24 protein-coding genes and 2 tRNA genes are annotated in these 23,814 nt (G+C 71.6%); 13 read left to right on the top strand and 13 right to left on the bottom strand.

The features are described from left to right. Window positions 1–90: 90 nt before the first annotated feature. Both ACIPSE_RS07565 and ACIPSE_RS07560 read right to left on the bottom strand, forming a co-directional pair. Entirely contained in the window at window positions 91–744 is a 654-nt protein-coding gene (locus tag ACIPSE_RS07565) for an alpha/beta family hydrolase (protein WP_401658519.1), read from the bottom strand. A gap of 1 nt (window position 745) precedes the next feature. Continuing rightward, a complete protein-coding gene (locus ACIPSE_RS07560) occupies window positions 746–1,561 on the bottom strand; it encodes an SOS response-associated peptidase (RefSeq protein ID WP_401658517.1) in 816 nt (271 codons plus the stop codon). 50 nt (window positions 1,562–1,611) lie between these two features. Between ACIPSE_RS07560 and ACIPSE_RS07555 the strand changes: the two genes are divergently transcribed. The 4 genes from ACIPSE_RS07555 (at window position 1,612) to ACIPSE_RS07540 (ending at window position 5,186) form a co-directional block, all read left to right on the top strand. Then, window positions 1,612–2,325: a M50 family metallopeptidase gene (locus ACIPSE_RS07555; RefSeq protein WP_401658514.1), complete on the top strand. Its 714-nt coding sequence runs from the start codon at window positions 1,612–1,614 to the stop codon at window positions 2,323–2,325. An 86-nt stretch (window positions 2,326–2,411) separates the two neighbouring features. Further along, entirely contained in the window at window positions 2,412–3,752 is a 1,341-nt protein-coding gene (gene aroA / locus ACIPSE_RS07550) for a 3-phosphoshikimate 1-carboxyvinyltransferase (RefSeq protein WP_401658512.1), read from the top strand. A gap of 13 nt (window positions 3,753–3,765) precedes the next feature. Then, entirely contained in the window at window positions 3,766–4,776 is a 1,011-nt protein-coding gene (rsgA, locus tag ACIPSE_RS07545) for a ribosome small subunit-dependent GTPase A (protein ID WP_401658510.1), read from the top strand. A gap of 86 nt (window positions 4,777–4,862) precedes the next feature. Beyond that, window positions 4,863–5,186: a DMT family transporter gene (locus tag ACIPSE_RS07540; protein ID WP_401658507.1), complete on the top strand. Its 324-nt coding sequence runs from the start codon at window positions 4,863–4,865 to the stop codon at window positions 5,184–5,186. A 9-nt stretch (window positions 5,187–5,195) separates the two neighbouring features. On the opposite strand, the gene ACIPSE_RS07535 is transcribed toward ACIPSE_RS07540, so the two are convergent. Continuing rightward, window positions 5,196–5,804 carry a TetR/AcrR family transcriptional regulator gene (locus tag ACIPSE_RS07535; protein ID WP_401658504.1) on the bottom strand — a complete coding sequence of 203 codons (609 nt, stop codon included), beginning with the start codon at window positions 5,802–5,804 and terminating at the stop codon, window positions 5,196–5,198. A 177-nt stretch (window positions 5,805–5,981) separates the two neighbouring features. Here ACIPSE_RS07535 and hisN point away from each other — a divergent pair, with 177 nt between their 5' ends. The 6 genes from hisN to ACIPSE_RS07505 all read left to right on the top strand — a co-directional run bounded on the left by hisN (window position 5,982) and on the right by ACIPSE_RS07505 (window position 10,844). Then, a complete protein-coding gene (hisN, locus tag ACIPSE_RS07530) occupies window positions 5,982–6,782 on the top strand; it encodes a histidinol-phosphatase (protein WP_401658501.1) in 801 nt (266 codons plus the stop codon). Between the two features lie 170 nt (window positions 6,783–6,952). Next, window positions 6,953–7,351, top strand: coding sequence for a cyclic nucleotide-binding/CBS domain-containing protein (locus ACIPSE_RS07525; protein ID WP_401658498.1), 399 nt, complete (start codon window positions 6,953–6,955; stop codon window positions 7,349–7,351). Window positions 7,352–7,481: 130 nt separating this feature from the next. Then, complete coding sequence (locus ACIPSE_RS07520) at window positions 7,482–7,898, top strand: Fur family transcriptional regulator (RefSeq protein WP_401658495.1); 417 nt, start codon at window positions 7,482–7,484, stop codon at window positions 7,896–7,898. 176 nt (window positions 7,899–8,074) lie between these two features. Then, window positions 8,075–8,842 carry an ABC transporter ATP-binding protein gene (locus tag ACIPSE_RS07515; protein WP_401658492.1) on the top strand — a complete coding sequence of 256 codons (768 nt, stop codon included), beginning with the start codon at window positions 8,075–8,077 and terminating at the stop codon, window positions 8,840–8,842. After that, window positions 8,839–9,699, top strand: coding sequence for an ABC transporter permease (locus tag ACIPSE_RS07510; RefSeq protein WP_401658490.1), 861 nt, complete (start codon window positions 8,839–8,841; stop codon window positions 9,697–9,699). Before ACIPSE_RS07515 ends, ACIPSE_RS07510 begins: the two co-directional genes overlap by 4 nt. Next, on the top strand, window positions 9,696–10,844 hold the full coding sequence (locus ACIPSE_RS07505) for an ABC transporter substrate-binding protein (RefSeq protein WP_401658487.1): 1,149 nt from the start codon (window positions 9,696–9,698) through the stop codon (window positions 10,842–10,844). The genes ACIPSE_RS07510 and ACIPSE_RS07505 overlap by 4 nt, the downstream gene beginning before the upstream one ends. 82 nt (window positions 10,845–10,926) lie before the next feature. On the opposite strand, the gene ACIPSE_RS07500 is transcribed toward ACIPSE_RS07505, so the two are convergent. The 4 genes from ACIPSE_RS07500 to ACIPSE_RS07485 form a co-directional block, all read right to left on the bottom strand. Continuing rightward, window positions 10,927–11,000, bottom strand: a tRNA-Met gene (locus ACIPSE_RS07500). Between the two features lie 87 nt (window positions 11,001–11,087). Beyond that, on the bottom strand, window positions 11,088–12,908 hold the full coding sequence (locus ACIPSE_RS07495) for a tetratricopeptide repeat protein (protein WP_401658484.1): 1,821 nt from the start codon (window positions 12,906–12,908) through the stop codon (window positions 11,088–11,090). 217 nt (window positions 12,909–13,125) lie between these two features. After that, window positions 13,126–13,199 (bottom strand) — tRNA-Met (locus tag ACIPSE_RS07490). A gap of 41 nt (window positions 13,200–13,240) precedes the next feature. Beyond that, on the bottom strand, window positions 13,241–16,183 hold the full coding sequence (locus ACIPSE_RS07485; RefSeq protein ID WP_401659745.1) for a UPF0182 family protein: 2,943 nt from the start codon (window positions 16,181–16,183) through the stop codon (window positions 13,241–13,243). A gap of 163 nt (window positions 16,184–16,346) precedes the next feature. Between ACIPSE_RS07485 and ACIPSE_RS07480 the strand changes: the two genes are divergently transcribed. Then, a complete protein-coding gene (locus tag ACIPSE_RS07480; RefSeq protein ID WP_401658481.1) occupies window positions 16,347–16,889 on the top strand; it encodes a PPA1309 family protein in 543 nt (180 codons plus the stop codon). Between the two features lie 30 nt (window positions 16,890–16,919). On the opposite strand, the gene ACIPSE_RS07475 is transcribed toward ACIPSE_RS07480, so the two are convergent. The 4 genes from ACIPSE_RS07475 to ACIPSE_RS07460 form a co-directional block, all read right to left on the bottom strand. After that, window positions 16,920–18,014 (bottom strand): PDZ domain-containing protein, encoded by a 1,095-nt coding sequence (locus tag ACIPSE_RS07475; protein WP_401658478.1) that lies wholly within the window; start codon window positions 18,012–18,014, stop codon window positions 16,920–16,922. Between the two features lie 79 nt (window positions 18,015–18,093). Next, window positions 18,094–18,315 (bottom strand): hypothetical protein, encoded by a 222-nt coding sequence (locus ACIPSE_RS07470; protein ID WP_401659807.1) that lies wholly within the window; start codon window positions 18,313–18,315, stop codon window positions 18,094–18,096. An 80-nt stretch (window positions 18,316–18,395) separates the two neighbouring features. Next, window positions 18,396–18,857, bottom strand: a complete 462-nt coding sequence (locus ACIPSE_RS07465; protein ID WP_401658476.1) for a molybdenum cofactor biosynthesis protein MoaE — start codon at window positions 18,855–18,857, stop codon at window positions 18,396–18,398. A 120-nt stretch (window positions 18,858–18,977) separates the two neighbouring features. Then, the gene (locus ACIPSE_RS07460) at window positions 18,978–20,090 is read right to left on the bottom strand and encodes an SDR family oxidoreductase (protein ID WP_401658473.1); all 1,113 of its coding nucleotides are present in this window, start codon (window positions 20,088–20,090) and stop codon (window positions 18,978–18,980) included. 192 nt (window positions 20,091–20,282) lie between these two features. Here ACIPSE_RS07460 and ACIPSE_RS07455 point away from each other — a divergent pair, with 192 nt between their 5' ends. Together ACIPSE_RS07455 and ACIPSE_RS07450 are read left to right on the top strand one after the other, a co-directional pair. Beyond that, window positions 20,283–21,740, top strand: coding sequence for a zinc-dependent metalloprotease (locus ACIPSE_RS07455; RefSeq protein ID WP_401658470.1), 1,458 nt, complete (start codon window positions 20,283–20,285; stop codon window positions 21,738–21,740). Then, on the top strand, window positions 21,737–22,252 hold the full coding sequence (locus ACIPSE_RS07450) for an NUDIX hydrolase (RefSeq protein ID WP_401658467.1): 516 nt from the start codon (window positions 21,737–21,739) through the stop codon (window positions 22,250–22,252). The genes ACIPSE_RS07455 and ACIPSE_RS07450 overlap by 4 nt, the downstream gene beginning before the upstream one ends. Window positions 22,253–22,351: 99 nt before the next feature. On the opposite strand, the gene ACIPSE_RS07445 is transcribed toward ACIPSE_RS07450, so the two are convergent. Both ACIPSE_RS07445 and ACIPSE_RS07440 read right to left on the bottom strand, forming a co-directional pair. Beyond that, a complete protein-coding gene (locus ACIPSE_RS07445) occupies window positions 22,352–23,107 on the bottom strand; it encodes an AIM24 family protein (RefSeq protein ID WP_401658465.1) in 756 nt (251 codons plus the stop codon). A gap of 18 nt (window positions 23,108–23,125) precedes the next feature. Continuing rightward, window positions 23,126–23,806, bottom strand: coding sequence for an AIM24 family protein (locus tag ACIPSE_RS07440; protein WP_274243173.1), 681 nt, complete (start codon window positions 23,804–23,806; stop codon window positions 23,126–23,128). Window positions 23,807–23,814 lie beyond the last annotated feature (8 nt).

The following is a 23,814-nucleotide window of genomic DNA, read 5'->3' as shown; positions in this document are numbered from 1 at the left end:
TCGAACCCATGCGGCGGACTCCCTCTCCTCAGGCGTGTGAGCGCTTCTGTCCCGCACAACAGAGGTCCGTCGCGCAACATTCCCGAGCCTTTACCCGAGTGACCCGGTCCACGTCACCACCGCGTCGGTGATGAGCGTCACGGCCTCTTCCTGAGTGATCCCCGCGCGCTTGGGCACCGCGAATCCATGGTCGCCGGAGGGAATCTCCACCAGCTCGAAGGAACCGCCGTCCGGGAACTCCTCCGGCCTGCCGAAGGGGTCGTTCCCGCCCTGCACGACGAGGGTCGGCACCCCCGCGCCGAGCAGCTCCGCGGCGCGCGACTTCTCCGGCCGCCCCGGCGGGTGCAGCGGGAAGCCGAGCGCGAGGACGGCGGCGGCCCCCAGCTCGGCGGCCGTACGGCAGGCCACGCGCGCGCCCGCGCTGCGCCCGCCGGAGATCACCGGGAGCCCGGGGGCCGCGACGGCCGGCCAGATGCCCCGCCATCCCGTGTCGAGCGTCTTCGGCGCGGGCGCGACCTTCCTGCCCGCCACCCGCCAGGGCTGCTCCACCAGGGCGACGGTGACGCCGTGCGCGGGCAGGACCCCGGCGAGCGCCCGGAGGTCCCGGGCCTCGATGCCGCCGCCGGCGCCGTGGCCGACGGCGAGCACGAGCCGGGCCTTCCGCTTCGCCCGGTGCCAGGTGACACGGGCGTCCCCCGCGTCGGTGGTCACGGTCTCCGTCGTCACATCGGTCTCTGTCGTCACATCAGAAGAGTGTGCCCTCCTCGGGCCCCTCCAGTTCGGTCAGCAGCTCCGGCCCGTTGTTGCGGACGTTGCTGACGGCGGTGGACACGGGGTAGGCGCGCATCAGGCCGTGCGGCGGCGGGGCCAGCAGCGACCGCAGGTCCTCGACGTCGGTGCGGGCCGGGTCCAGCCAGGAGTCCCAGCGGTCGGGGGTGAGCATGAGAGGCATACGGGGATGGATGTCGGCGAGCGCGCGGGGACCCTCGGCGGGGGCCACGGCCAGCGGGGCGGTCTCCGCCTCGGTCGTGATGACCGAGCAGGTCACCCACCAGGCCTGCGGATGGTCGTCGGGCAGGGTGCGGTCACGCCAGAACTCGTACAGCCCGGCCATCGCGAAGACCGACCCGTCGGCGGGCAGCACGAAGTAGGGCTGCTTGCGGGGCCGCTTCTTCTTCCCCTCGACCTCCAGGTCCCGCTCGGCACCGGAGGTGACCCACTCGTAGTAGCCGTCGGCGGGGACGATGCACCGCCGCGTCATGAACGCCCGCTTGTAGGAGGGCTTCTCGTGCACGGTCTCCGCGCGCGCGTTGATCATCCGGGCCGCGCCCTCGGGCGTCTTGGACCAGCTCGGGACGAGCCCCCACCGCAGCTTGCGCAGCTGGCGAACCGGCCTCGGGTCGTCCGCGTCCTTCACAGGACGGTCGAGGACGACATGGACCTCCTTGGTCGGGGCCACGTTGTAGTCGGGCGCCAGGGTCTCCTCCGGCTCCCACTTCTCGATCTCAAAGATTCCTGCGAGATCCTCGGGCCCACGACTGGCTGCATACCGTCCGCACATACGTGCCACACTGCCAGACCCGGTACGACCAGAGGGAGCGACCAGGAGATATGGACAGCAGTACGGCGACCTCCCTGTGGGACGAGCTCATCGGCACCCAGCCCGACCCCGATGTGTGGGTGGTGATCGCCACCCTGGTCGCGGCACTCGCCGTGGTCGCGCCCCCGGGCCTGTGGCGCGTCTCCCGCAACGCCATCACCATCGCCCACGAGGGCGGCCACGGTCTGGTCGCGCTCCTCACCGGCCGCCAGCTCACCGGCATCCGCCTGCACTCCGACACCAGCGGCCTGACCGTCAGCCGGGGCAAGCCGCACGGCATCGGCATGATCCTCACCGCCGCGGCGGGCTACACGGCCCCGCCCCTGCTGGGCCTGGGAGGCGCGGCCCTGCTCGCCGCCGGGCGCATCACCCTGCTGCTCTGGCTGGCCACGGCCCTGCTGATCGCGATGCTGGTGATGATCCGCAACGCCTACGGCGCCCTGACCGTGATCCTGACCGGCGGCACCTTCGTGGTGGTGTCCTGGCTCGCGGGACCCCAGGTGCAGGCGGCGTTCGCGTACGCGGTGGTGTGGTTCCTGCTGCTCGGCGGGGTGCGTCCGGCGTTCGAGCTCCAGGCGAAGCGGCGGCGCGGCGGCGCGGGCGACTCGGACGCGGACCAGCTGTCCCGGCTCACCCATGTACCGGCGGGGATGTGGCTGTTCCTGTTCCACGCGGTGTCCCTGTGCTCGCTGATAGGCGGGGGCAGGTGGCTGCTGGAGGTGTGACGGGGGCCAGGGCGGCGTCCGCCGCGGGGCGCGACCAGCGACAACGGGGCCGCACCCCGTGCGCGGCCCCGCACTAAAGTGGCCCCATGGCTTTGAACCCCGCAGACACCGCCCTCTGGCCCGCCCCTCACGCAACCGGGGCCGTCGACGCGACGGTCCACGTCCCGGGGTCGAAGTCCGTCACCAACCGCGCCCTGGTCCTCGCGGCCCTCGCCAGCGAGCCCGGCTGGCTGCGCCGCCCCCTGCGCTCCCGCGACACCCTGCTCATGGCGGCGGCCCTGCGCACGATGGGCGTCGGCATCGAGGAGACGGTGTCCTCCAGCTCCTCCGCCACGGGCGGTGCCGACGGCTCGGGCGAGGCCTGGCGGGTGCTCCCCGCGGGCCTGTCGGGCCCGGCCACCGTCGACGTCGGCAACGCGGGCACCGTGATGCGGTTCCTGCCCCCGGTCGCCGCGCTCGCCGCGGGCCCGATCCGCTTCGACGGCGACCCGCGGTCGTACGAGCGTCCGCTGCACGGTGTGATCGACGCGCTGCGGGTCCTCGGTGCGCGGATCGACGACGACGGGCGGGGCGCACTGCCGCTGACGGTGCACGGCGGGGGCGCCCTGGAGGGCGGCCCGGTGGAGATCGACGCGTCCAGTTCCTCGCAGTTCGTGAGCGCCCTGCTGCTGTCCGGGCCGCGCTTCAACCAGGGCGTCGAGGTCCGGCACACCGGTGGCACGCTGCCGTCGCTGCCGCACATCCGGATGACGGTCGACATGCTGCGCGCGGTCGGCGCCCAGGTCGACACCCCGGAGTCGGGGGGCGAGGCGAACGTGTGGCGGGTGACGCCGGGTGCCCTGCTGGGCCGGGACCTGACGATCGAGCCGGACCTGTCCAACGCCCAGCCGTTCCTCGCGGCGGCGCTGGTGACCGGCGGCAAGGTCGTCGTCCCGGACTGGCCGGCCCGCACCACCCAGCCGGGTGACCGGCTCCGGGAGATCTTCACCGAGATGGGCGGCTCCTGCGAACTCACCGAGTACGGACTGGAGTTCACCGGGTCGGGCGCGATCCACGGCATCGACGTCGACCTGAGCGAGGTCGGCGAGCTGACCCCGGGCATCGCGGCCGTCGCGGCTCTCGCCGACTCCCCCTCGACCCTGCGCGGGGTGGCCCACCTGCGGCTGCACGAGACGGACCGGCTGGCCGCGCTCACCAAGGAGATCAACGAACTCGGCGGTGACGTCACCGAGACCGCCGACGGACTGAGCATCCGCCCGCGCCCCCTGCACGGCGGCGTCTTCCACACCTACGAGGACCACCGCATGGCGACGGCCGGAGCGATCATCGGCCTCGCGGTCGAGGGCGTGGAGATCGAGAACGTGGCGACGACGGCGAAGACCCTGCCGGACTTCCCCGATCTGTGGACCGGGATGCTCGGGGCATAGGGGCTCAGGAACCATGCGCCGCTACGGCAAGCACACCGACGAGGACGACATCCGGCAGCGCCCCAACCGCAAGGGCAACCGGCCGCGGTCCAACATCCGCCCCAAGCACGAGGACGCGGCCGAGGGCATGGTCCTCACCGTCGACCGGGGCCGGCTGACCGTCCTGGTCGACGACCGGATCGTGATGGCGATGAAGGCCCGTGAGCTGGGCCGCAAGGCGGCGATCGTGGGCGACCGGGTCGCTCTCGTGGGCGATCTGTCCGGCGCGAAGGACACCCTCGCGCGGATCGTCCGCATCGAGGAGCGCACCTCGGTGCTGCGCCGCACCGCGGACGACGACGACCCCTACGAGCGGGTGGTCGTCGCCAACGCCGACCAGCTCGCCGTCGTCACCGCCCTCGCCGACCCCGAACCCCGCCCACGGCTGATCGACCGCTGCCTGGTCGCGGCCTACGACGGCGGCCTGGAACCGGTCCTGGTCCTGACGAAGTCGGACCTGGCCCCGCCGGACAAGCTCCTGGAGCTGTACGGCGACCTCGACATCCCCTACGTCGTCACCAGCCGTGAGGAGCTGGAGAACGGCGACGCGGCGGACCGGGTGCGCGCCGTCCTGAACGGCAAGATCACGGCGTTCGTCGGCCACTCCGGTGTCGGCAAGACGACCCTGGTCAACGCGCTGGTCCCGGAGGAGCGGCGCCGGCTGACGGGTCATGTGAACGCGGTGACCGGCCGCGGCCGGCACACCACGACCTCGGCGCTGGCGCTCCCCCTGGACGACTCGGACGGCTGGGTCATCGACACCCCGGGCGTGCGGTCCTTCGGACTCGCGCACATCGACCCGTCCCGGGTGATCCACGCGTTCCCCGACCTGGAACCGGGAACCGAGGGCTGTCCGCGCGCGTGCAGTCATGATGAGCCGGACTGCGCGCTGGACCAGTGGGTGGCCGACGGGCACGCGGACCCCGCGCGTCTGTACTCGCTGCGCCGACTGCTCGCCACGCGCGAGCGGAAGGAAGGCGACTGACCTCCGCGTTGTTTGTGAGGGCGCGAGGCCGGTAAGTGCATAATCGCACCGAGCCGGACCGAGCCGGACAAACGGGAGGACAGCACATGGCGTGGCTGCTGGTGGTGGTGGCCGGACTGCTGGAGACCGGGTTCGCCGTGTGCCTCAAGCTGTCGCACGGCTTCACGAGGCTGTGGCCGACGGTCGCGTTCTGCGTCTTCGCGCTCGGCAGCTTCGGCCTGCTGACCCTGTCCCTGCGCAAGCTCGACGTCGGCCCCGCCTACGCCGTGTGGACCGGCATCGGGGCCGCGGGTACCGCGATCTACGGGATGATCTTCCTAGGCGACCTGGTGTCGACCCTCAAGCTGATCTCGATCAGCCTGGTCATCGTCGGCGTGATCGGCCTCCAGCTCTCCGGATCGGCGCACTGAGCGGGGCGTTCACACCGGCTGACGGTGGAGGGCGAAGCGGACGAGATCGGTGACGCCGCCCTCCCCCGGCGGGGCCGCGACGCAGGAGATGGCGAGGCGGACGACGAGCTCGCAGGCGCGGGCCAGTTCGGCGGTGTCCGTCTTGGAGGTGCCGGGGCCGCCGAGGACGGTGACCGCGCGGTCGCGCACCATGGCGACGAAGTCACCGGGCGAGGGCAGCGGGCCGTCGGCGCGGCGCTGCGCGGGCACGGCCGAGGAGGACGGCACCGCCGACAGGGTCGGGGAGGGCAGCCGCTCGCTCCAGCAGCCGGTGAGCATGGCCCGCACGAGCGCGTTCTCGCGGGCGGAGCCGGTGGTCCACTGGGCGGCGGCGGTCAGCCGGTCCCGGGCGTCGGACGGGGTGGCCAGCGCGCGTTCGACGCCGGCGAGATAGCCGTCGGCCTCTCGCCTGACGAGGGCGCGGGCCAGCCCCTCCTTGCTCCCGAACTCGTTGTACAGCGTCTGCCGGGACACTCCGGCCGCCGCGGCGACGTCCACCATCCGCACGGCGGACCACGGCCGGCGGGCCAGCGCCGTGTACGCGGCGTCGAGCAGGGATTCCCGCGCTGCAGGCATCATCGCCTCCCAGGGCCGAGCGGCTCCGCACCCAGATTTGACGCGCGCGGGGGCACTGTCAAGGGTTCGCGAGGGCACTGGGGGGGCGCCCTTGATCGGCTATACGCCGTCTGCCGTGGGGCATGTCCACAGTTCGGCCCCTGTAGCCCCGTACCGCCACCGGCGGATACGGTTCGTCACATGCCGGACTACCTCGACGACCTCCGCCTCGCCCACGTCCTCGCCGACGCCGCCGACGCGCTGACCATGGAGCGCTTCAAGGCCCTCGACCTGAAGGTCGAGACCAAGCCGGACATGACCCCGGTGAGCGAGGCCGACAAGGCGGCGGAGGAACTGATCCGCGGCCAGCTCCAGCGGGCCCGCCCGCGGGACGCGATCCTCGGCGAGGAGTTCGGTGTCGAGGGCACCGGTCCGCGTCGCTGGGTGATCGACCCGATCGACGGCACCAAGAACTACGTGCGCGGCGTGCCCGTCTGGGCCACGCTGATCTCCCTGACGGAGGCGGCGGAGGGCGGCTACCAGCCCGTCGTCGGGGTCGTCTCCGCGCCCGCGCTGGGCCGCCGCTGGTGGGCCGCGAAGGGGCACGGCGCGTTCACCGGGCGCAGTCTGTCCTCGGCGTCCCGGCTGCGCGTCTCCCAGGTCGGCAAGATCGCGGACGCCTCGTTCGCGTACTCCTCGCTGACCGGCTGGGAGGAGCAGGGGCGCCTCGGCGGCTTCCTGGACCTGACCCGTGACGTGTGGCGCACGCGCGCGTACGGCGACTTCTGGCCGTACATGCTGGTCGCCGAGGGCGCGGTGGACATCTGCGCCGAACCGGAGCTCTCCCTGTGGGACATGGCGGCCACGGCGGTCGTCGTCCAGGAGGCCGGCGGCAGCTTCACCGGTCTCGACGGCCGGCCCGGCCCGCACAGCGGCAACGCGGCGGCGTCCAACGGCCTGCTCCACGACGAGCTGCTGGACTATCTCAACCAGCGTTACTGATGGCCGGGCGGCGTCCCCGATCGCCACAGATGAGCGCGTGCGCCCTCAATGGGCGGCACGCGCCCCCTTGTTGACCCCTGCTTTACCTGCCACTCTGAGAGAACCCTCATTTGTGAACTTGTGAATCGCTGAACTATCGCAGCGGTTCCTCAGGAGGTGACTCCGCACCCATGCTCGTCCGCGACGCCATGAGCACAGTCGTCCTCACCATCGGCCCCGCCCACACCCTGCGCCAGGCAGCCGCCCTGATGGCCGCCCGCCGGGTCGGCGCGGCCGTCGTCCTCGATCCCGACGGCACCGGCACCGGCATCCTCACCGAACGCGACATCCTCAACTCCGTCGGCCTGGGCCAGAATCCGGACCTGGAGCCCGCGGGAGCCCACACCACGACCGACGTCGTCTTCGCCGCCCCCACCTGGACCCTCGACGAGGCCGCGCACGCGATGGCGCACGGCGGCTTCCGCCACCTCATCGTGCTGGAGCGCGGCGAGCCCGCGGGCATCGTCTCGGTCCGCGACATCATCCGCTGCTGGGTACCGGTGCGGCAGCGCATGACGCTCTCGCACTAGAGCCCGCTCCGGAGCCCGCGCCCGGGCCCGCACCAGGGCCCGCGCCCGGGCCCCGCACCACGGCCACCTTAGACACCGTCCAATATCACACTCATTCGCATCCTGGTCCCCTTCTGTTAGGCTGACGCCTATGAGTGACCTTCTGGAACGGCTCCGTGGACGCGGATGGCGAATGACCGCGCAGCGACGCGTCGTCGCCGAGGTCCTCGACGGCGAACACGTCCACCTGACGGCCGACGAGGTCCACTCCAGGGCCGTCGCCAAACTGCCCGAGATCTCCCGGGCGACCGTCTACAACACGCTGGGCGAGCTGGTCTCGCTCGGCGAGGTCCTCGAAGTCGCCACCGACAAGCGCGCCAAGCGGTACGACCCCAACGCGCACCGCCCCCATCACCACCTGGTCTGCGCCCGGTGCGGCGCGATCAAGGACGTCCACCCGAGCGGCAACCCGCTGGCCGACCTCCCCGACTCGGAGCGGTTCGGCTTCACGGTCTCGGACGTCGAGGTCACCTACCGAGGCGTCTGCCCGAACTGCGCGGTCGCCTAGCACCCGCTCGTCCCGCTCGTCCGAAGCCCCGGCATCCCCGCGATGCCGGGGCTTCGTGCCGTCTGCACACTTCCCGAAACTGACGGTCCGTCATATCGTCGTGCGGCACCCCCACGCGCACCCCGATCACACCCCGCCGACACCTCACTCCGTACCGAACTCCGCGAGGAGCAACCGTGGGAGACCCGCACCCCAAACTCCACGCCACCTCCGTGACCCGCGTCTTCGGCCGCCCGCCGCGCGCCGTCGACGCCCTCGGCCCGCTCGATCTGACCGTCGCCCCGGGCGAGTTCGTCTGTCTGGTCGGCCCCTCGGGCTGCGGCAAGTCGACGCTGCTGCGCATCGCGGCGGGCCTGCTGCGCCCGAGCACGGGCCGCCTGGAGATCCGCGCGTCCTCGCCCCGCCCGGCGGCCATGATCTTCCAGGACTACGGCATCTACGACTGGAAGACGGTCCGCGCCAACGTCCGCTTCGGCCTGGACGTCCAGCGCGTCCCGCGCGCCGAGGCCGACTCCCGCACCGACGCGTGGCTGGCCCGCATGGGCCTCGCCGACTTCGCGGACGCCTACCCGGCCACGCTCTCCGGCGGGATGCGCCAACGCGTCGCGATCGCCCGGGCGCTGGCCGTGGAACCCGAACTCCTGCTGATGGACGAGCCGTTCGCCGCCCTGGACGCCCAGCTCCGCACGATCCTCCAGGACGAACTCCTCGACCTCACCCAGGCGCTGCGCACGACCACCCTCTTCATCACGCACAGCCTGGAGGAGGCGATCGTCCTCGGCGACCGCGTCCTGGTGATGTCCGCCCGCCCGGGCCGGATCATCGCCGAGCACCGCCCGCCCTTCCCCCGCCCGCGCACCGGCGGCATCCGCGACACCCCCGACTTCACGTCCCTGAAGAGCGAGTTGTGGGACCTGCTGCGCAAGGAGGCGGTACCGGCATGACGACCACCGCTCCCACCCCCGGGACCGTCCTGGTCCGCGCCCCGGGACCGCACGAACTGCACCCCGTCCGCACCCACCGTCGCCGCAGGGCCCTCGAACTGTCCCTGGCGGTCGCCGTCCCGGCCGCGCTGGTCCTGCTGTGGCAACTGGCCGCCGACCGGGCCTGGATCGACCCCCGCGTCTACCCGGCCCCGTCCACGATCTTCGCCGACGGCTGGGACCGGGCCGCGGCCGGCGAGCTGTGGCCGGACGTGTGGGCGACCCTGAAGCGCGTCCTGGCGGGCTACGCGGTCGGCACCGCCGCCGGCTACCTGCTCGGCCTGCTGATGGGCTCCCTCTCCCTGGTGCGGGCCGCCCTGGAGCCCCTCCTGGACGCCCTGTACGTGGTCCCCAAGCTGGCGCTCCTGCCGGTCTTCCTGAACATGTTCGGCCTGGGCGAGGGCCCGCAGGTCGCCCTGGTGGCGGCCACGGTCTTCTTCTTCGTCTGGATCTCCACGATGTCCGCGGTGATGTCGATCCCCGAGGGCCACCGGGACGCGGGCCGCGTCTTCGGCGCCACGCCCTGGCAGATGTTCCGCCATGTCCTGCTGCCCGCCTCCCTGCCGTCCGTCCTGGTGGGCGCGCGGATCGCGGCGGGCGTGGCGGTCCTGGTGATCGTCGCCTCGGAGCAGATCGCCGCGACGAACGGCCTCGGCCATCTCATCTTCGACTCGCGCGCGCTGTTCCGGAACGACGTGATGTTCGTCGGCATCGTCTGCGTCGCCGTCCTCGGCGTCGTCTTCTCCGAACTGGTGCGACGGGCGGGACGGCTGCTCACCCCGTGGGCGCCGAGGGACCGCGGACGGGGGCAGTCATGAGGGCGGGACGTGCGCGCGGATACGCGGTGGCCGCCGTGACGGCCGCGCTGCTCGCGTCGGCGGCGTGCTCGTCGCCGTACGACGCGGACACGGAGCCGGGGACGGGGGCGGGTGAGCGGACGGTCGGGCCGGTGGAGGGGTGCGGCGACACCGCGTGGACGGACCCCGCGGACCTGTCCGCGAACCGGCCGCCCGCCCGCTGCCGGCAGGGCGCCCCGGCACCCCGCCCGCTGAAGCGGACCCGCACGCTGACGATCGCGACGGGCACGCTCAGCGCCGAGTACGTGGCGCCGCTTCAAGTGGCTCTGGACAAGGGCGAGTTCAGGAAGGAGGGCCTGGACGTCACCCTCAAGGTCCTGCCGACCCCGGACGCGCTCCCGCTGCTCGCCAAGGGCGACCTCGACGCGATCTGGGCGGCCCCCGAGGCGGCCGTCATGAACGGCGTCCGGGGCGGCTTCGACATCAGGTGGGTGGCCGGCAACTTCTCCCCCGACCCGGCGTCCAGGAGCGGCCTGTGGGTGCGCCTGAAGGACGGCGAGAGCGCGGCCCGCGTCGACATGGCGGGCCGCCGCCTCGGCACGATGATCGGCAAGGGCTCGGTCATCGCGTACCCCATGGAGAAGGCGCTGGAGCGGCACGGCGGCGGTCTCGACCGGATCCAGTACCAGCAGCTCGGCTCCGCCGACGTCCTGACCGCCCTCCAGAACGGCGGCGTCGACTCCGCCTGGCTCCTCGACCCGGTCTGGCGCACGGTCGACGGCAAGGCCGGATACGCCTTCCTGGGCGGCCAGCCCGCGGGCGAACCGCTCGGCGGCCTGCTCTACGGACCCGCGCTGCTCCAGGACGACGTGGACGCCGGGGTCGCGCTGCTGCGGGCGTACATCCGCACCGTGAACACGTACTTCGCGAGCGACTACAAGTCCGACGCGGCCTTCGTCGGCTATCTCGCGAAGCTCCTGAAGGCCGACGAGGAGACCCTCCGGTCGACCCCGTCCCTGCGCATGGACTGGGAGATCCGCTCCGGCACCACGGACCGCCTCCAGAAGGCGTACGCCGCCCAGGGCGCGGGCGAGGGCGATCCGCTGCCGGAGTCGAGGACGGTGGACCGGTCCCTGTACGAGGAGGCCGTCGGGCACCGGGAGTGACGGCCGGCGGTCCGGAAGACACCAAGGACCGCGCACGCACCGAGGGCCGGAACCCTTTCGGATTCCGGCCCTCGGCCTTCAGTAGCGGGGACAGGATTTGAACCTGCGACCTCTGGGTTATGAGCCCAGCGAGCTACCGAGCTGCTCCACCCCGCGTCGATGAACGCAACACTACGTCAGGGACGCGAGCGGAGGCAAATCGCTTCCCCAGGGGCCGCCCGCGGGGACGGGAGGCGACCGCCGTCACGCCGACAGCTCCTCCCGCAGGGCGTCCCGCAGCCGGGCCGCGCGCTCGGTGACCTCGTCCGGCCCCAGGGTCACCGCACGGTCCGCCCAGCGCTGCCCCTCGGCCAGCTCGCCACGACGCGCGTAGACCAGGGCGAGCCGCAACGCCGCCCGCCCGTGCCCGGCGTCGGCGGCCCTGGTCCACCACACGGCGGCCTCGGGCTCACTCCCCTCGCGGGCCAGCAGCAGCCCGAGGTTGAAGGCGCCGTTGCGGGACCCGGCCTCGGCGGCGGTGCGGTACCAGCGCGCCGCCTCCACGACGTCGCCCCGGCCCGCCGCGAGCATGCCGACCCGCACCTGCGCGCGCCGGTGCCCCTGCGTGGCGGCGCGCTCGTACCACTCCTCGCACTCGGTCTTCAGCGTGTGCACCGGCTCGCCCAGCTCATGGGCGGGTGCCGGCGGGCGCCGGGCGTCCAGCACCGTCGCCAGGCGGTACGCCGCCTCCGGGCTGCCGCCGCCCGCGGCGCAGCGCAGATGCCGCTCGGCGGCGGGTTCGTCGCCGTCCCGGAGCCGGGCGATGCCGACCTGGAGGGCCGCCTCGGTGTGCCCGGCGGCGGCGGCGCGCTCGTACCAGCGCAGGGCGACGGTCTCCTCGCCCCGGCCGGCGAACAGGATGCCGAGGTTGAACGCGGCGTCCACGCTGCCCGCCTCGGCCGCCTTGGAGAACCAGGGCTCGGCGCCGGTCGCGTCCCCGACCTGGAGCAGCAGGATCGCGAGCGCGTTCGCGGCCTCGCGGTGCCCGGCGTACGCGGCGCGCCGGTACCACTGCTCGGCCTGGGCGGTGCGGCCCTGTTCGGCGCAGAGCAGGCCGAGGTTGTAGGCGCCGTTGACGTCCCCGGCGTCCATCGCGGCCCGGTACCAGCGCTCGGCGGTCTGGGTCTCGCCCCGCTCGGCGTGCAGCGCGCCCAGCGCGTTGGCGGCGTTGCCGTCGCCGTCCTGGGCGGCGCGCAGCCACCACACGGCGGCGCTCTCGGTGTCGCCGGCGTCGCGCAGCAGGAAGCCGAGCGCGCAGGCGGCCCGGGCGTCGCCGTCCTTGGCGGAGGTCAGGTACCAGCGGCCGGCCTCCTTGAGGTCGCCGCGGCGCTCCAGGATCGCACCGAGGTACAGCGCGGCCCGCCGGTGCCCGCGCGCGGCGGCCTGGCGGTACCACTGCTCGGCCTCGGCCGTCGCGGCGGCGTCCGGCCCGGTCTCGTCCTCGCCCGGCGCCTGCCGGTCGAGGGCGCGCGCGAGCCGGTAGGCCGCCTCGCGGTGGCCGCGCTCGGCGGCGGCGCGCATCCAGTCGCCGGCCCCGGCGTCGCCGCGGTGCTCCAGCAGGTCGGCGAGGGCGTACGTGCCGAGGGCGTGTCCCTGTTCGGCGGACTGGCGCAGCCAGTACTCGGCGGCGGGTTCGTCGCCGCGCTCGCGGTGGTGGCGGCCCAGGGCGTGCGCGGCGGCGGCGGACCCGGCGACGGCGGCGATCCGCCACCAGCCGGCGGCGTCGTCGGCGTAGCCGCGCTGGTGCAGGAGGACACCGAGGTTGTTGGCGGCGGCCCGGTCACCGGCCGCGGTGGCGGCACGGAGCTGGGGTTCGGCTCCGTCGAGGTCACCGCGGCGCAGCAGCATCGCGCCGAGGACACTCATCGCCTCGACGTCACCGGCCTCGGCGGCGAGCCGTCGGCGGAGCTCCTCCACGGCTTCCTCAGCCGCCTCCTCGGCGCCCTCGCTCGCTCCGTCGCGAGCGGAGGGCTGCGCAAATCGCCCTGTCTCGTACAGAGTTGCCTTGTCCCCCATAACATCCATCGTCGCACCACCTGCAACCTGGGTACACCCGGTATACCGCAGCCCGTAAGGTCACTTCAGCGTTTTGTCGACATGCCCACAGAACGACAAGTCAAACACAGTTCCCCCAACTCCCCACGGCGGCGCGGCCATCACTCCCTCGGCACATGCGTTCGTCGATCGTTCACACACCACGAAGGCCCGGATCCTGTATCAGGATCCGGGCCTTCGTTTTCAGTAGCGGGGACAGGATTTGAACCTGCGACCTCTGGGTTATGAGCCCAGCGAGCTACCGAGCTGCTCCACCCCGCGCCGTTGTGAGACAACCGTATCACGGCGCGGGAGGAGCTTGATCACGCGGTGGGACTACTGCTGGGACTGCTGCTGGGACTGCCGCTCGGGCTCGCGCCGGGGCTCGGGCCGCTCCCGGTCTTGTCCTCCTGCGCCTGAGCGTCCTCGGCGCGCTGGAGCGCTTCCTCCAGGTCCTTCTGCGCCACTCCGTACGCCTCCCAGTCCCCCTTCTTCAGGGCTTCCTGGCCGGCGTCGAAGGCCTTCTGGGCGTCGTCCAGGGCCTGTTGGACCGTCGGGTTGTCGGAGCTCGGCGGAGTGGTCGTCCCGCCGCCGTCGTCCTCCGGCGGCTCGGTGGTCGTGCCCTCGGCGCCGAAGACCTTGTTGAGGGCCTCGTCGAGGGTGTCCTCGAAGGCGGTGTTGCCTCCGTAGGTCACCAGCACCTTCCGCAGCAGCGGGTACTTCAGGCCGCCACCGCGCACGTACACGGGCTCGACGTACAGCAGACCGCCGTCCAGGGGCACCGTCAGGAGGTTGCCGTACTCGACCTTGGAGTCGCCTCTGTTGAGGAGGCTGATGGTCTCGGCGATCTCCTGTTCGGAGTTGAACTGGCTCTGCACCTGTTTGGGACCCTGGACGGTGGTGTTCGTCGGCAGCTTCAGGATTCTGATCTTGCCGTAACTGTCCGTCCCCGCCTCGGCGTCCACCGACATGAACGCGCTGAGGTTGTCCCGGCCGTTGGGCGTGAACGTCGTCGTGAGCGAGAACGCCTGTTCCTTCTGGTCGGGCATCTTCATGCTCAGGTAGTACGGCGGCACCGCGTCGCCCGACGTGTTGGTCGGGTCGTCCGGCACCTGCCACACCTCGCTGCCGCTGAGGAACGTCGTGGCGTCCTTCACGTGGTAGCGGCTGAGCAGCTCACGCTGGACCTTGAACAGGTCCTGCGGGTACCGCAGGTGGTCCATCAGGTCGCCCGAGATCGCGGTCTTCGGCTCGACCGTGCCCGGGAACGCCTTCATCCAGGTCTTGAGGACCGGGTCCTTGGTGTCCCACTGGTAGAGCTTGACCTCGCCGGTGTACGCGTCGACGGTCGCCTTCACCGAGTTGCGGATGTAGTTGACCTGGTTCTGCTGGGCCACCACCGCGCGCGAGTCGTTCGTCGCGGTCAGCGAGTCCGCCGTCGTGTCACCGAGGGTCGTACGGGACGAGTACGGGTAGCCGTTCGTCGTCGTGTACGCGTCGACGATCCACTGGATGCGCCCGCTGACGACCGCCGGGTAGGCGTCGCCGTCGATGGTCAGCCAGGGGGCGACCGCCTCGACGCGCTCCTTGGGCGTGCGGTTGTACAGGATGCGCGAGCCCTCGCCGATCGCTCCGGAGTAGAGGATCTGCGGCTCGCTGAACGCCACCGCGTACGCCGCCCGGTTGACCGGGTTGGAGAGGTTGACCCCGCTGTCGCCGGTGTAGCTGAAGGTCTTCTCGCCGTTGTCGTCGGAGTAGTCGATCTCCTTCTGGGGACCGCCGACGATGGAGTACTCGGTCGTCTTCTCGCCGTAGTAGATCCGCTGCTGGTACGTGCCGAGGTCGCCCTGCGAGGGCAGGTCGGACTCGGTGAAGACCGGGCGGCCCTCGGAGTCGGCGGCGGTGCCCTTGGCGGCGACCACGCCGTACCCGTGGGTGTAGCGGAAGTGGTCGTTGATCCAGTTGTTCTTCGGGATGCCCGCGAGGTTCAGCTCACGCAGACCGATGACCGTGTCCTGGTCCTTGCCGTCCTTGCTGTACCGGTCGACGTCCAGGTTGGTCGGGAACGCGTAGTAGTTCCGCATCTGCTGGAGCTGCTGGAACGTCGGCGAGACGATGTTCGGGTCCATCACGCGGATGCTGGCCGTGGTGTCGACGTCGTCGCGCAGCTTGGTCTTGTCCGTGGTGCTGCCCGTGCCCTCGTACTCGCTGACCTGGGCGTCGTCGATGCCGTAGGCGTCGCGCGTCGCCTTCAGGTTCTTCTCGACGTACGGCGCTTCCTTGGCCTGCTCGTTCGGCTGGACCTGGAACTTCTGGACGATCGCCGGGTACAGGCCGCCGATGAGGATCGCGGAGAGCACCATCAGGCCGAAGCCGATGACGGGCAGCTGCCAGGTGCGCCGCCACAGGGTGGCGAAGAACAGCAGGGCGCAGATGACGGCGATGCAGAACAGGATCGTCTTGGCCGGCAGATATGCGTTGGCGTCGACGTACCGCAGGCCCGTCCAGTTGTCGGTCGCCTTGAAGTCGCTGGACTTCACCGCGAGCCCGTACCGGTCGAGCCAGTACGCGACCGCCTTGAGCGTGACGAACAGACCGAGCAGCACCGAGAGGTGTCCGGTCGCGGCGGCGGTGGCGCGCGCGCCCGGGGAGGTCACCCGGAGCCCGCCGTAGAGGTAGTGGACGAGCGCCGCGGCGATCAGGGAGAGGATCGCGGCCGCGAATCCGAAACCGAGCAGGAAGCGGTACCAGGGCAGGTCGAAGGTGTAGAAGGAGATGTCGAGCTTGAACTGCGGGTCCTTCTCACCGAAGGACACGCCGTTGACCCACATCAGCCAGGTCCGCCACTGGCTGGACGCGGAGGCGCCCGCGATGAGGCCGACCAGCGAGGTGATCCCGAGCAGCAGCCACTTCTTGTACGGGGCGATGCCCATGCGGTAGCGGTCGAGGTTCTGCTGCTCCATGGACATGGCGCTCAGCGGCGGACGCAGCCGGTGGGCCAGCCAGATGTTGAAGCCGACCGCCACCGCCATCAGCAGGCCGAAGACGAAGAACAGCCCGATCTTCGTCCACAGGGTGGTCGTGAACACGGACGAGTAGTTCACCGACCGGTACCAGAGCCAGTCCGTCCAGAACCCGGCGAACATGGTGAACGCCATGCCGAGTACGGCAAGGACGCCCAGCGTCATGAGCAGGGTCCGGACACGCCGGGACGGGCGGCCCACTCTGATCCGTGGCCCCGTCGGGCCTCCGCCGCGGTCCGGCATCTGGAAAGCCAAGGTGCGCACCTCGAAGTTCGCTGTTGGTCCGTCAGGCCCGCCTTGTCACGAGCCGTCCGTGGGCCACGTGATCGTAGGCCCTCACCTATGCAACTTACTCACGCTTTACTCGGTTCCCGATTCCGGCCATGAACGAGGCAGGATTGTGACCATGTCCAACACTCCTATGGCAGCGAGCCCCCTGACCCGGGCCGTGCTCGAGATCGACGAGTACGTCTCCGGCCTCGGCTGGGACCAGCCCGCCCGCCTGTTCGCCCTCGTAGACACCGCCCGGCTGCGCACCCAGGAACCGGCCCTCGCGGCCCAGCTCGGCCTGGCCGACGCGCAGGAGACCTCCGGTCTCACCCCCATCGAGCAGGAGGAGATCCCGGCGGGCAAGCCGCTGGACGACTTCCTCGGCACGATCGCCTGGCCCGACGCGGTCGTCGGCTGCGCCCTGACCGTCGAGCGGCTGATGCTGCCGCCGTCCGCCGAGGCGCAGGTCCCCGAGGGGCTGAGCGAGAAGAAGCTCGCGGCCTGGGTCGCCCGGCACCCCGACCGTCAGGAGGTCCGGATGACGGTCGCCGTCCTGCGCGACGGCACGCGCGACGCCGCGATCCGGCTGCGTGAGAAGGACTCCCCGACGGAGGTCCTCACCGGCGGCAAGCTGGTGCCGGGGCTGGCGGAGGCGCTGGCGGCGACGTTCGAGGACTGACGGAGAGCGCCCGCGTGTTCCTCGCGCGGGCTACTTCGTGGTGCACTTCGGCAGGTCGGAGGTCTTGCCGGAGCGGATGTCCTTCAGTGCGCCGAGGGCGTCCTCGATGGTCTTCACCTTGACCAGGGTGAGGCCGTCGGGGGTGTCCTCGGCGGCCGACGCGCAGTTGTCGGCGGGCGTCAGGAAGTACTGCGCGCCCTTGTCCCTGGCGCCGACCGTCTTCATCTCGATGCCGCCGATCGGGCCGACCGTGCCGTCGTCGTCGATGGTCCCGGTGCCGGCCACGAACTTGCCGCCGGTGAGGCTGCCCGGGGTGAGCTTGTCGTAGATGCCGAGCGCGAACATCAGTCCGGCGCTCGGGCCGCCGACGTCGGCGAGCTTGATGTCGATGGTGAACGGGAAGGTGTGGTCGGTCCCGGCGGAGATCCCGACGATGGCGCGCTTCTCGGCGGAGTCGGTGGAGGTCGCGGTCGTGATCGTCACGTCCTCGGTCTCCGTGGCCGTCTTGTTCTCCTTCTCCGCGGCGGCCTGTTCCTTGGCCGGCACGATCGTGAAGACGACCTTCTCCCCCGGCTTGTGCTGGGTGACGAGTTCGGCGACGTCGGTGGGCTCCTTGACGACGGTCCCGTCGACGGCCTTGATCACGTCACCGGCGTGCAGCTTGCCCTCCGAGGGCGAGTCCTTGACGACCGTGGAGACGATCACGAAGGACTTCACCGGGACGTCCAGCTGCTTGAGCGCCGCCACCTTGGCGCTCTCCTGGGACTGGCTGAACTCCTCGGCGTTCTCCTGGGTGGACTGCTCCTCGGTCTTGCCGTCCGGGTAGAGCGTGTCGTGCGGCACGACCTTGTTGTCGTGCGCGAGCCATCCGTAGACGGCCTCGACGAGGTTCATCCGGTAGTCGGCGCTCGTGACCCGGACCGTGGTCATGTTCAGGTGCCCGGAGGTCGCGTAGGTCTTGTGACCGGAGATCTGCAGCACCGGCTCGCCGTCGTGCTCGCCGAGGGTGTTGACCGTCGGCCCCGGGGACATCTCCGCGTACGGCACGGGGATGAAGACTCCCGCGCACAGGAGCGCGATCAGCATCAGGGTGGAGGCGAGCATCGTCGCGGTGCGGCGTGGCATGGAACGACAGTACGGGACGCGTCTGTCGGCGACCCGTCAGGGCGGGTGTTCAGGTGCCCTCGCGGGTACCGGTGCCCGCTCAGGTACCGGAGTGCTGCTTCTCCATGGCCTCACGGAAGCGGGCGTATCCGTCGAGTTCGGGACCGTCGCTGCGGCTCCTGCGCGTCCGGTTGGCCCAGGTCCCCCACAGACCGGCACCGATCGCAGCCGCCAGCGGAATCAGCAACCAGGCGAGCGCCGCCATCCCGACCTCCCAACCCCAGACGTACCACCACAACTGACTGATCAGCAGATTAACCATCCGCACTGACAACGCTCACGCGCGGGGGGCGGTTACGCAACCGGAGGAAGCCGCTGGCAGGGGGACGGGGCCGGGCCGGATCAGCAGGCGCCGACCCATTCCTCGGTGCCGTCCGAGAAGCGCTGGTGCTTCCAGATGGGCACCTCGTGCTTGAGGTCGTCGATCAGCTTGCGGCAGGCCTCGAAGGCCTCCCCGCGGTGCGGACAGGAGACGGCGACGACGACGGCGAGGTCCCCGACCTCCAGATCGCCCACGCGGTGCACCGCGGCGAGCGCCCGTACCGGGTACTCGGCGACGACCTTCTCCGCGATCCGCCGCATCTCGGCCTCGGCACTCGGGTGGCAGGAGTACCCGAGCGCGTCCACGTCGGCGCCGCCGTCGTGGTTGCGCACGGTTCCCACGAACAGGGCGGTCCCGCCGGCGGCGTCGTCCCCGACGGCCGCGAAGACCTCGTCGAGCGAGAGCGCGCTCTCCCGGATCGCGATGAGCTTGACCGGCTCGTCGGCGGCGAGCTCACCCGGGTGGTCGATTCTGCTTCCCATGGCCCCATCGTGCCGCATGCCTTCGACGTCACGGAATACGCCGATCACCCGGCACGCGCGCGTGCCGCTTTGGAGCCTCCTACAGCGCGCCGCGCGGCAGCGGCTCCCGCGCGCGGGCCGTCAGATCCGGCGCCGGGCCTTGCGGGCCCGCCGCACCACGGCCGCCGCGCCCAGCAGCGCGACCGTCGCACCGGCCGCTCCCGCGGCGGTGGCGTCCTTGCGTCCGAGGCGCCGCCCGGCGACGGTGTGCCGTCCGGCGACCTCCTCCAGCAGCTCGGCGAGGACCTCCTCGTTGGTCCACCGGGGCCGCCATCCGGCGTCGTGCAGCCGGCTCCCGCTGACCACCCACGGGTACATCGTGTAGGCGAGGTCCCCCGCGGGGGACGGCGTCAGGCCGATCCGGTGCAGCCGGGCCGCCGCGCCGAGCGCGACGGCGGAGGGCAGCTCCATGCGCCGGATGCCGCTGAGCTCCTCGACCTCCTCCTGCTCCAGCCACCCCTCGCACCCGACGGCGAGCTCCCCCTCGACCTTCTCCAGGACGGCGTACTCCAGGGCGCTGCACAGGTCCTCGACGTGGCAGAACTGCCAGGCGGGCCGGGACCCGGCGACCACGAGCAGCCGGGGAGACTCGAAGTACCTGGTCAGAGCGGTGTCGGTGCCACCGACGAGGACGGCGGGCCGTACGACGGTGACATTGAGCCCGGGGTGGGCGCGCGGGGCGCGGCGGGCGAGCCGCTCGATCTCCAGCAGGTCGCCGACGCCGGTCGCCTCGGCCGTCGCCCGCAGTTCGCCGTCCTCGGACAGCGGCAGCTCGTTGTCGGGGAGGGCGCCGTAGACCATGGCGGACGTGCACAGCACCACGCGGTGCACGCCGGCCGCCGCGGCGGCCGTCAGCACGGTCTGCGTCCCCCGGACGTTGTACGCCGTGCGCGCCGCCGCGTCGGTCTCCAGGTCCAGGTCGAGCGCCAGGTGGACCACCACGTCGGCGCCGCGCAGCTTGTCCGCGATGGCCGGGTCCCGCACGTCGAGGATGTGCCACTGCGCGGCGGCGCACTCGCCGCGGCGCTCGTCGATGGCGATGACCTGCTTGATCTCCTCGGACGCGGCGAGCCGCTCGGTGAGCAGCGCGCCGATGCCCGCCGCGGCACCGGTGACCGCGACGACGGGCCCGCGCACGCCGGACGGGGTTGACGGGTTTCGCGCTGCGCGAACCTGTGGATCAGGGGAACTCACCGGGCGTCTCCAGCGGTTGTCTTCAGTACGGGCGCGAGTGACGCGTACGTACCAGGTGGCATCCATCCTGCCGCAGGCCGGGAGTCGGCGAAGCATCGAGGCCCGAACCGTCCGCGGTGTCTACGCTGGGTGGTGTTATCGGGCAGTCGTGCCGCCGGCGAGAACCGGTGGCCTTACCAGCCGAGGAATCCCGTGAGTGACACCCCATTCGGATTCGGCCTTCCGCCGGAGGAGCCGGAAGACGGCGACGAGGGCAAGAAGAAGGACCAGCAGAGCGGTGGTGGTCAGGGCCCGGCCAACCCGTTCGGTTTCGGCGGGCTGCCCGGAGCCGGAGGCTTTGGCGCCCCCGGTGCCGACAACCCGTTCGCTGCCATGTTCGGTTCCCTGAACCCCAACGACCTGGGCGCCGCGTTCCAGCAGCTGGGCCAGATGCTCTCGTACGAGGGCGGCCCGGTGAACTGGGACATGGCCAAGCAGATCGCCCGCCAGACGGTCTCCCAGGGCACGTCGGACGGCGTGAAGGACGCGAGTATCGGCCCGTCCGAGCGCACCGCCGTCCAGGAGGCCGTGCGCCTGGCCGACCTGTGGCTCGACGACGCGACGTCGCTGCCGTCCGGCGCCGGCACCGCCGTGGCGTGGTCCCGCGCGGAGTGGGTCGAGGCGACCCTGCCCGCGTGGAAGGAGCTCGTCGACCCGGTCGCCGAGCGCGTGGGCACCGCGATGGGCGATGTCCTGCCCGAGGAGATGCAGGCCATGGCGGGCCCGCTCATCGGCATGATGCGCTCGATGGGCGGCGCCATGTTCGGCACGCAGATCGGGCAGGCCGTCGGCGTGCTCGCGGGCGAGGTCGTCGGCTCGACCGACATCGGCCTGCCGCTCGGCCCGGCCGGGAAGGCCGCGCTGCTGCCGCTGAACATCGAGTCGTTCGGCAAGGACCTGGGCGTGGCGCAGGAGGAGGTGCGGCTGTATCTCGCCCTGCGCGAGGCCGCCCACCAGCGGCTGTTCGCGCACGTGCCGTGGCTGCGCTCGCATCTGTTCGGCGCGGTCGAGGGCTACGCGCGCGGGATCAAGGTCGACACGGCGAAGCTGGAGGACGTGGTCGGCCAGTTCGACCCGCAGAACCCCGAGCAGCTTCAGGACGCGCTCCAGCAGGGCATGTTCCAGCCGGAGGACACCCCGGAGCAGAAGGCCGCCCTGGCCCGTCTGGAGACGGCTCTGGCGCTCGTCGAGGGCTGGGTCGACGCGGTGGTCCACGCCGCCGCCAAGCCCCGTCTGTCGTCCGCCGACGCGCTGCGCGAGACCCTGCGCCGCCGTCGCGCCTCGGGCGGTCCGGCCGAGCAGACGTTCGCCACGCTGATCGGTCTGGAGCTGCGCCCGCGCCGGCTGCGTGACGCCTCCCGTCTGTGGGCCTCGCTCACGGACGCGCGCGGTGTCGACGGCCGGGACGGTCTGTGGGCCCACCCGGACATGCTGCCGACCGCCTCCGACCTGGACGACCCGGACGGCTTCGTGCACCGCGAGCAGCTCGACTTCTCCGAGCTGGACAAGATGCTCGGCGAGGCGGCGTCCGGCTCCGGCTCCGGCTCTGACTCCGCCGAGAAGCCGAAGCTGACGAAGGACGAGGAAGAAAAGGGCGACGACTCCGAGTGAGCCTGCACGACGACGCGGTCCTCGTCCTGAAGGGATACGAGGACCAGGCCGAGCTGCGCCAGGAGTACCTGGACCATCTGGCGGCCCACCCGGACGGTATGTGGAAGGCCTGCTCCGACGGGCATGTCACGGCGAGCGCGCTGGTGATCGACCCGTCGCGCGGGCGGGTGCTGCTGACCCTGCACAAGAAGCTGTGGATGTGGCTCCAGACGGGCGGCCACTGCGAGCCCGGGGACGTCTCGCTGGCGGCCTCCGCCCTGCGCGAGGGCACCGAGGAGTCCGGCATCGAAGGTCTGGCGCTGCTGTCCGGCGGCCCGGTCCGGCTGGACCGCCACCTCACCCCGTGCGCCTGGCACCTGGACGTGCAGTACGCCGCGCTGGCCCCGGCCGACGCCGTGGAGGCGATCAGCGACGAGTCCCTGGACCTGCGCTGGTTCCCCTACGACGAGGTGGCGGACGTGGCCGACGACTCGGTCGTACGGCTGCTGGAGGCGACCCGCGCCAGGCTGTGACCGTGCCGCGGGCGCGGACACGCGGAAGGGGCGGCCACCCGGGTGGCCGCCCCTCGCGCGTCGTGCCGGGCTCGCCGGGCCCGGTCCTCGGACTTCGCGTCAGCTCCAGACGTTGCCCTGGTTCTGGCCGCGCACGCCCTGCTGGCCCATCCCGTACTGGGCGGCGAGCCCCGATCCGATCTGGGCGTTCTGCGGCGGGAGCAGCTCGCTGGGCTGGACGATGGCGTAGCCGCTGCCCATGAAGCTGAGCTCCCAGCCCTCACCGGTGCTGCCGCGGCGCCGCCACACCCCGGAGGAATGCGTCTGGGCCTGCATCTGGACGCGCAGCGACGTCGACCAGGCGACGATGGCGTCGGCGTCGCAGTTGACGTACTTGTCCGGGGTGACCTGCATCATCAGCGGGGCGCCGGAGGTCATGAGGGCGACCTTGCCGCGGCCGGTGATGTTGAGCTGGTACTTCCCGGAGCCGGAGATGCCGTACTGGCTGTCGACGGCGATGACCTCGTGGTGCAGCGAGGAGTCCATGGCGAGGACGTAGGAGCTGTCGACGGTGAGACCGTCCCCCTCCACGTCGACGAGATGGACGTGCTGCTTGAGGTTGGCGAGGTAGACGGTGCCCTGCCCGTGGCAGCGCATGAGGTCCAGTCCCTCGCCGGTGTACGCGCGCGAGCGTCCCTGCTGGTTGTTCTGGTACTCGGCGTCGAACTCCATCAGCCCCTGGTAGGCGACCATCGTGCCCTTGCGGGCGAGGATGTCGTCGTGGCCCTCCAGGGTGACGCGGAGCATCTGCTTGTTCTGCAGGCTCCAGCGCTCCTGGGTCTGCTGGTCGTTGTACGCGAAAATCGGGCTCTGCATGGCTTTTCTGGCTCCCCCTCAGCCCCGGACCCGGAGACGGTCGGTGCTGTCCTCGCTGGGCTGGACGACGACGATGCCCTGGCCGGAGAAGGCCATCTGGTAGGCCTCACCGCTGCCCCGGCCGATGAGCGACTGCGCCTTGAAGCTGCGCTTGCCCTTGACCTTGAGGTTCGGCGACCAGGCCACGAGCGCGTCCGGGTCGACGTACGTCTCGTCCTCGCCGCCACCGCAGTCGACGACGATCGGCTTGCCCCGGGAGGTCAGAGCGACCCAGCCCTGCCCGGAGATCTTGGTGTTCCACAGGCCCTGACCGGCGAACTTGGCGAGCCCCTTGACCCGCTCCACGCCCCACGTCAGATGTGCGTCGAAGGCGAGCAGATTGGTGGCGTTGACGGAGATGCCGTCGCCGTTGAGGTTGATCACGACGACGTTGGCGCCGTAGTCGGCGAGGTAGAGCAGACCGTCGCCGGTGCACTTCATCAGGGGCGCGCCCTCGCCGGTCATCCAGTCCTTGGCGATCTGCCGGACGGCGGGCGGGTTGGGCTCGTACTGCACGAAGCCCTCGTAGGCGACCATCGAGCCCACGCGCGCGAAGAGGTCGTTGCCGGTCTGCATGGCGACCTTCAGCATGTGGTTGCCGTGGTTCTCCATGCGGGCCGAGACGGGTGCGGGAGCGAAGCCCGCGAGCGGCTGGTTCATGACGGACT

This window comes from Streptomyces sp. NPDC090106 (assembly GCF_044747265.1).
Taxonomy (GTDB): domain Bacteria; phylum Actinomycetota; class Actinomycetes; order Streptomycetales; family Streptomycetaceae; genus Streptomyces.
This window is presented reverse-complemented; position numbering and strand designations above follow the sequence as displayed.

Bases quoted from the DNA above. Each gene is read 5' to 3' on its own strand.
- ACIPSE_RS07560 (WP_401658517.1), bottom strand. From the start codon at position 1,561: ATGTGCGGACGGTATGCAGCCAGTCGTGGGCCCGAGGATCTCGCAGGA.
- ACIPSE_RS07555 (WP_401658514.1), top strand. From the start codon at position 1,612: ATGGACAGCAGTACGGCGACCTCCCTGTGGGACGAGCTCATCGGCACC.
- aroA (WP_401658512.1), top strand. From the start codon at position 2,412: ATGGCTTTGAACCCCGCAGACACCGCCCTCTGGCCCGCCCCTCACGCA.
- rsgA (WP_401658510.1), top strand. From the start codon at position 3,766: ATGCGCCGCTACGGCAAGCACACCGACGAGGACGACATCCGGCAGCGC.
- ACIPSE_RS07540 (WP_401658507.1), top strand. From the start codon at position 4,863: ATGGCGTGGCTGCTGGTGGTGGTGGCCGGACTGCTGGAGACCGGGTTC.
- ACIPSE_RS07535 (WP_401658504.1), bottom strand. From the start codon at position 5,804: ATGATGCCTGCAGCGCGGGAATCCCTGCTCGACGCCGCGTACACGGCG.
- hisN (WP_401658501.1), top strand. From the start codon at position 5,982: ATGCCGGACTACCTCGACGACCTCCGCCTCGCCCACGTCCTCGCCGAC.
- ACIPSE_RS07525 (WP_401658498.1), top strand. From the start codon at position 6,953: ATGCTCGTCCGCGACGCCATGAGCACAGTCGTCCTCACCATCGGCCCC.
- ACIPSE_RS07520 (WP_401658495.1), top strand. From the start codon at position 7,482: ATGAGTGACCTTCTGGAACGGCTCCGTGGACGCGGATGGCGAATGACC.
- ACIPSE_RS07510 (WP_401658490.1), top strand. From the start codon at position 8,839: ATGACGACCACCGCTCCCACCCCCGGGACCGTCCTGGTCCGCGCCCCG.
- ACIPSE_RS07505 (WP_401658487.1), top strand. From the start codon at position 9,696: ATGAGGGCGGGACGTGCGCGCGGATACGCGGTGGCCGCCGTGACGGCC.
- ACIPSE_RS07495 (WP_401658484.1), bottom strand. From the start codon at position 12,908: ATGGATGTTATGGGGGACAAGGCAACTCTGTACGAGACAGGGCGATTT.
- ACIPSE_RS07485 (WP_401659745.1), bottom strand. From the start codon at position 16,183: ATGCCGGACCGCGGCGGAGGCCCGACGGGGCCACGGATCAGAGTGGGC.
- ACIPSE_RS07480 (WP_401658481.1), top strand. From the start codon at position 16,347: ATGTCCAACACTCCTATGGCAGCGAGCCCCCTGACCCGGGCCGTGCTC.
- ACIPSE_RS07475 (WP_401658478.1), bottom strand. From the start codon at position 18,014: ATGCCACGCCGCACCGCGACGATGCTCGCCTCCACCCTGATGCTGATC.
- ACIPSE_RS07470 (WP_401659807.1), bottom strand. From the start codon at position 18,315: ATGGTTAATCTGCTGATCAGTCAGTTGTGGTGGTACGTCTGGGGTTGG.
- ACIPSE_RS07465 (WP_401658476.1), bottom strand. From the start codon at position 18,857: ATGGGAAGCAGAATCGACCACCCGGGTGAGCTCGCCGCCGACGAGCCG.
- ACIPSE_RS07445 (WP_401658465.1), bottom strand. From the start codon at position 23,107: ATGCAGAGCCCGATTTTCGCGTACAACGACCAGCAGACCCAGGAGCGC.
- ACIPSE_RS07440 (WP_274243173.1), bottom strand. From the start codon at position 23,806: ATGAACCAGCCGCTCGCGGGCTTCGCTCCCGCACCCGTCTCGGCCCGC.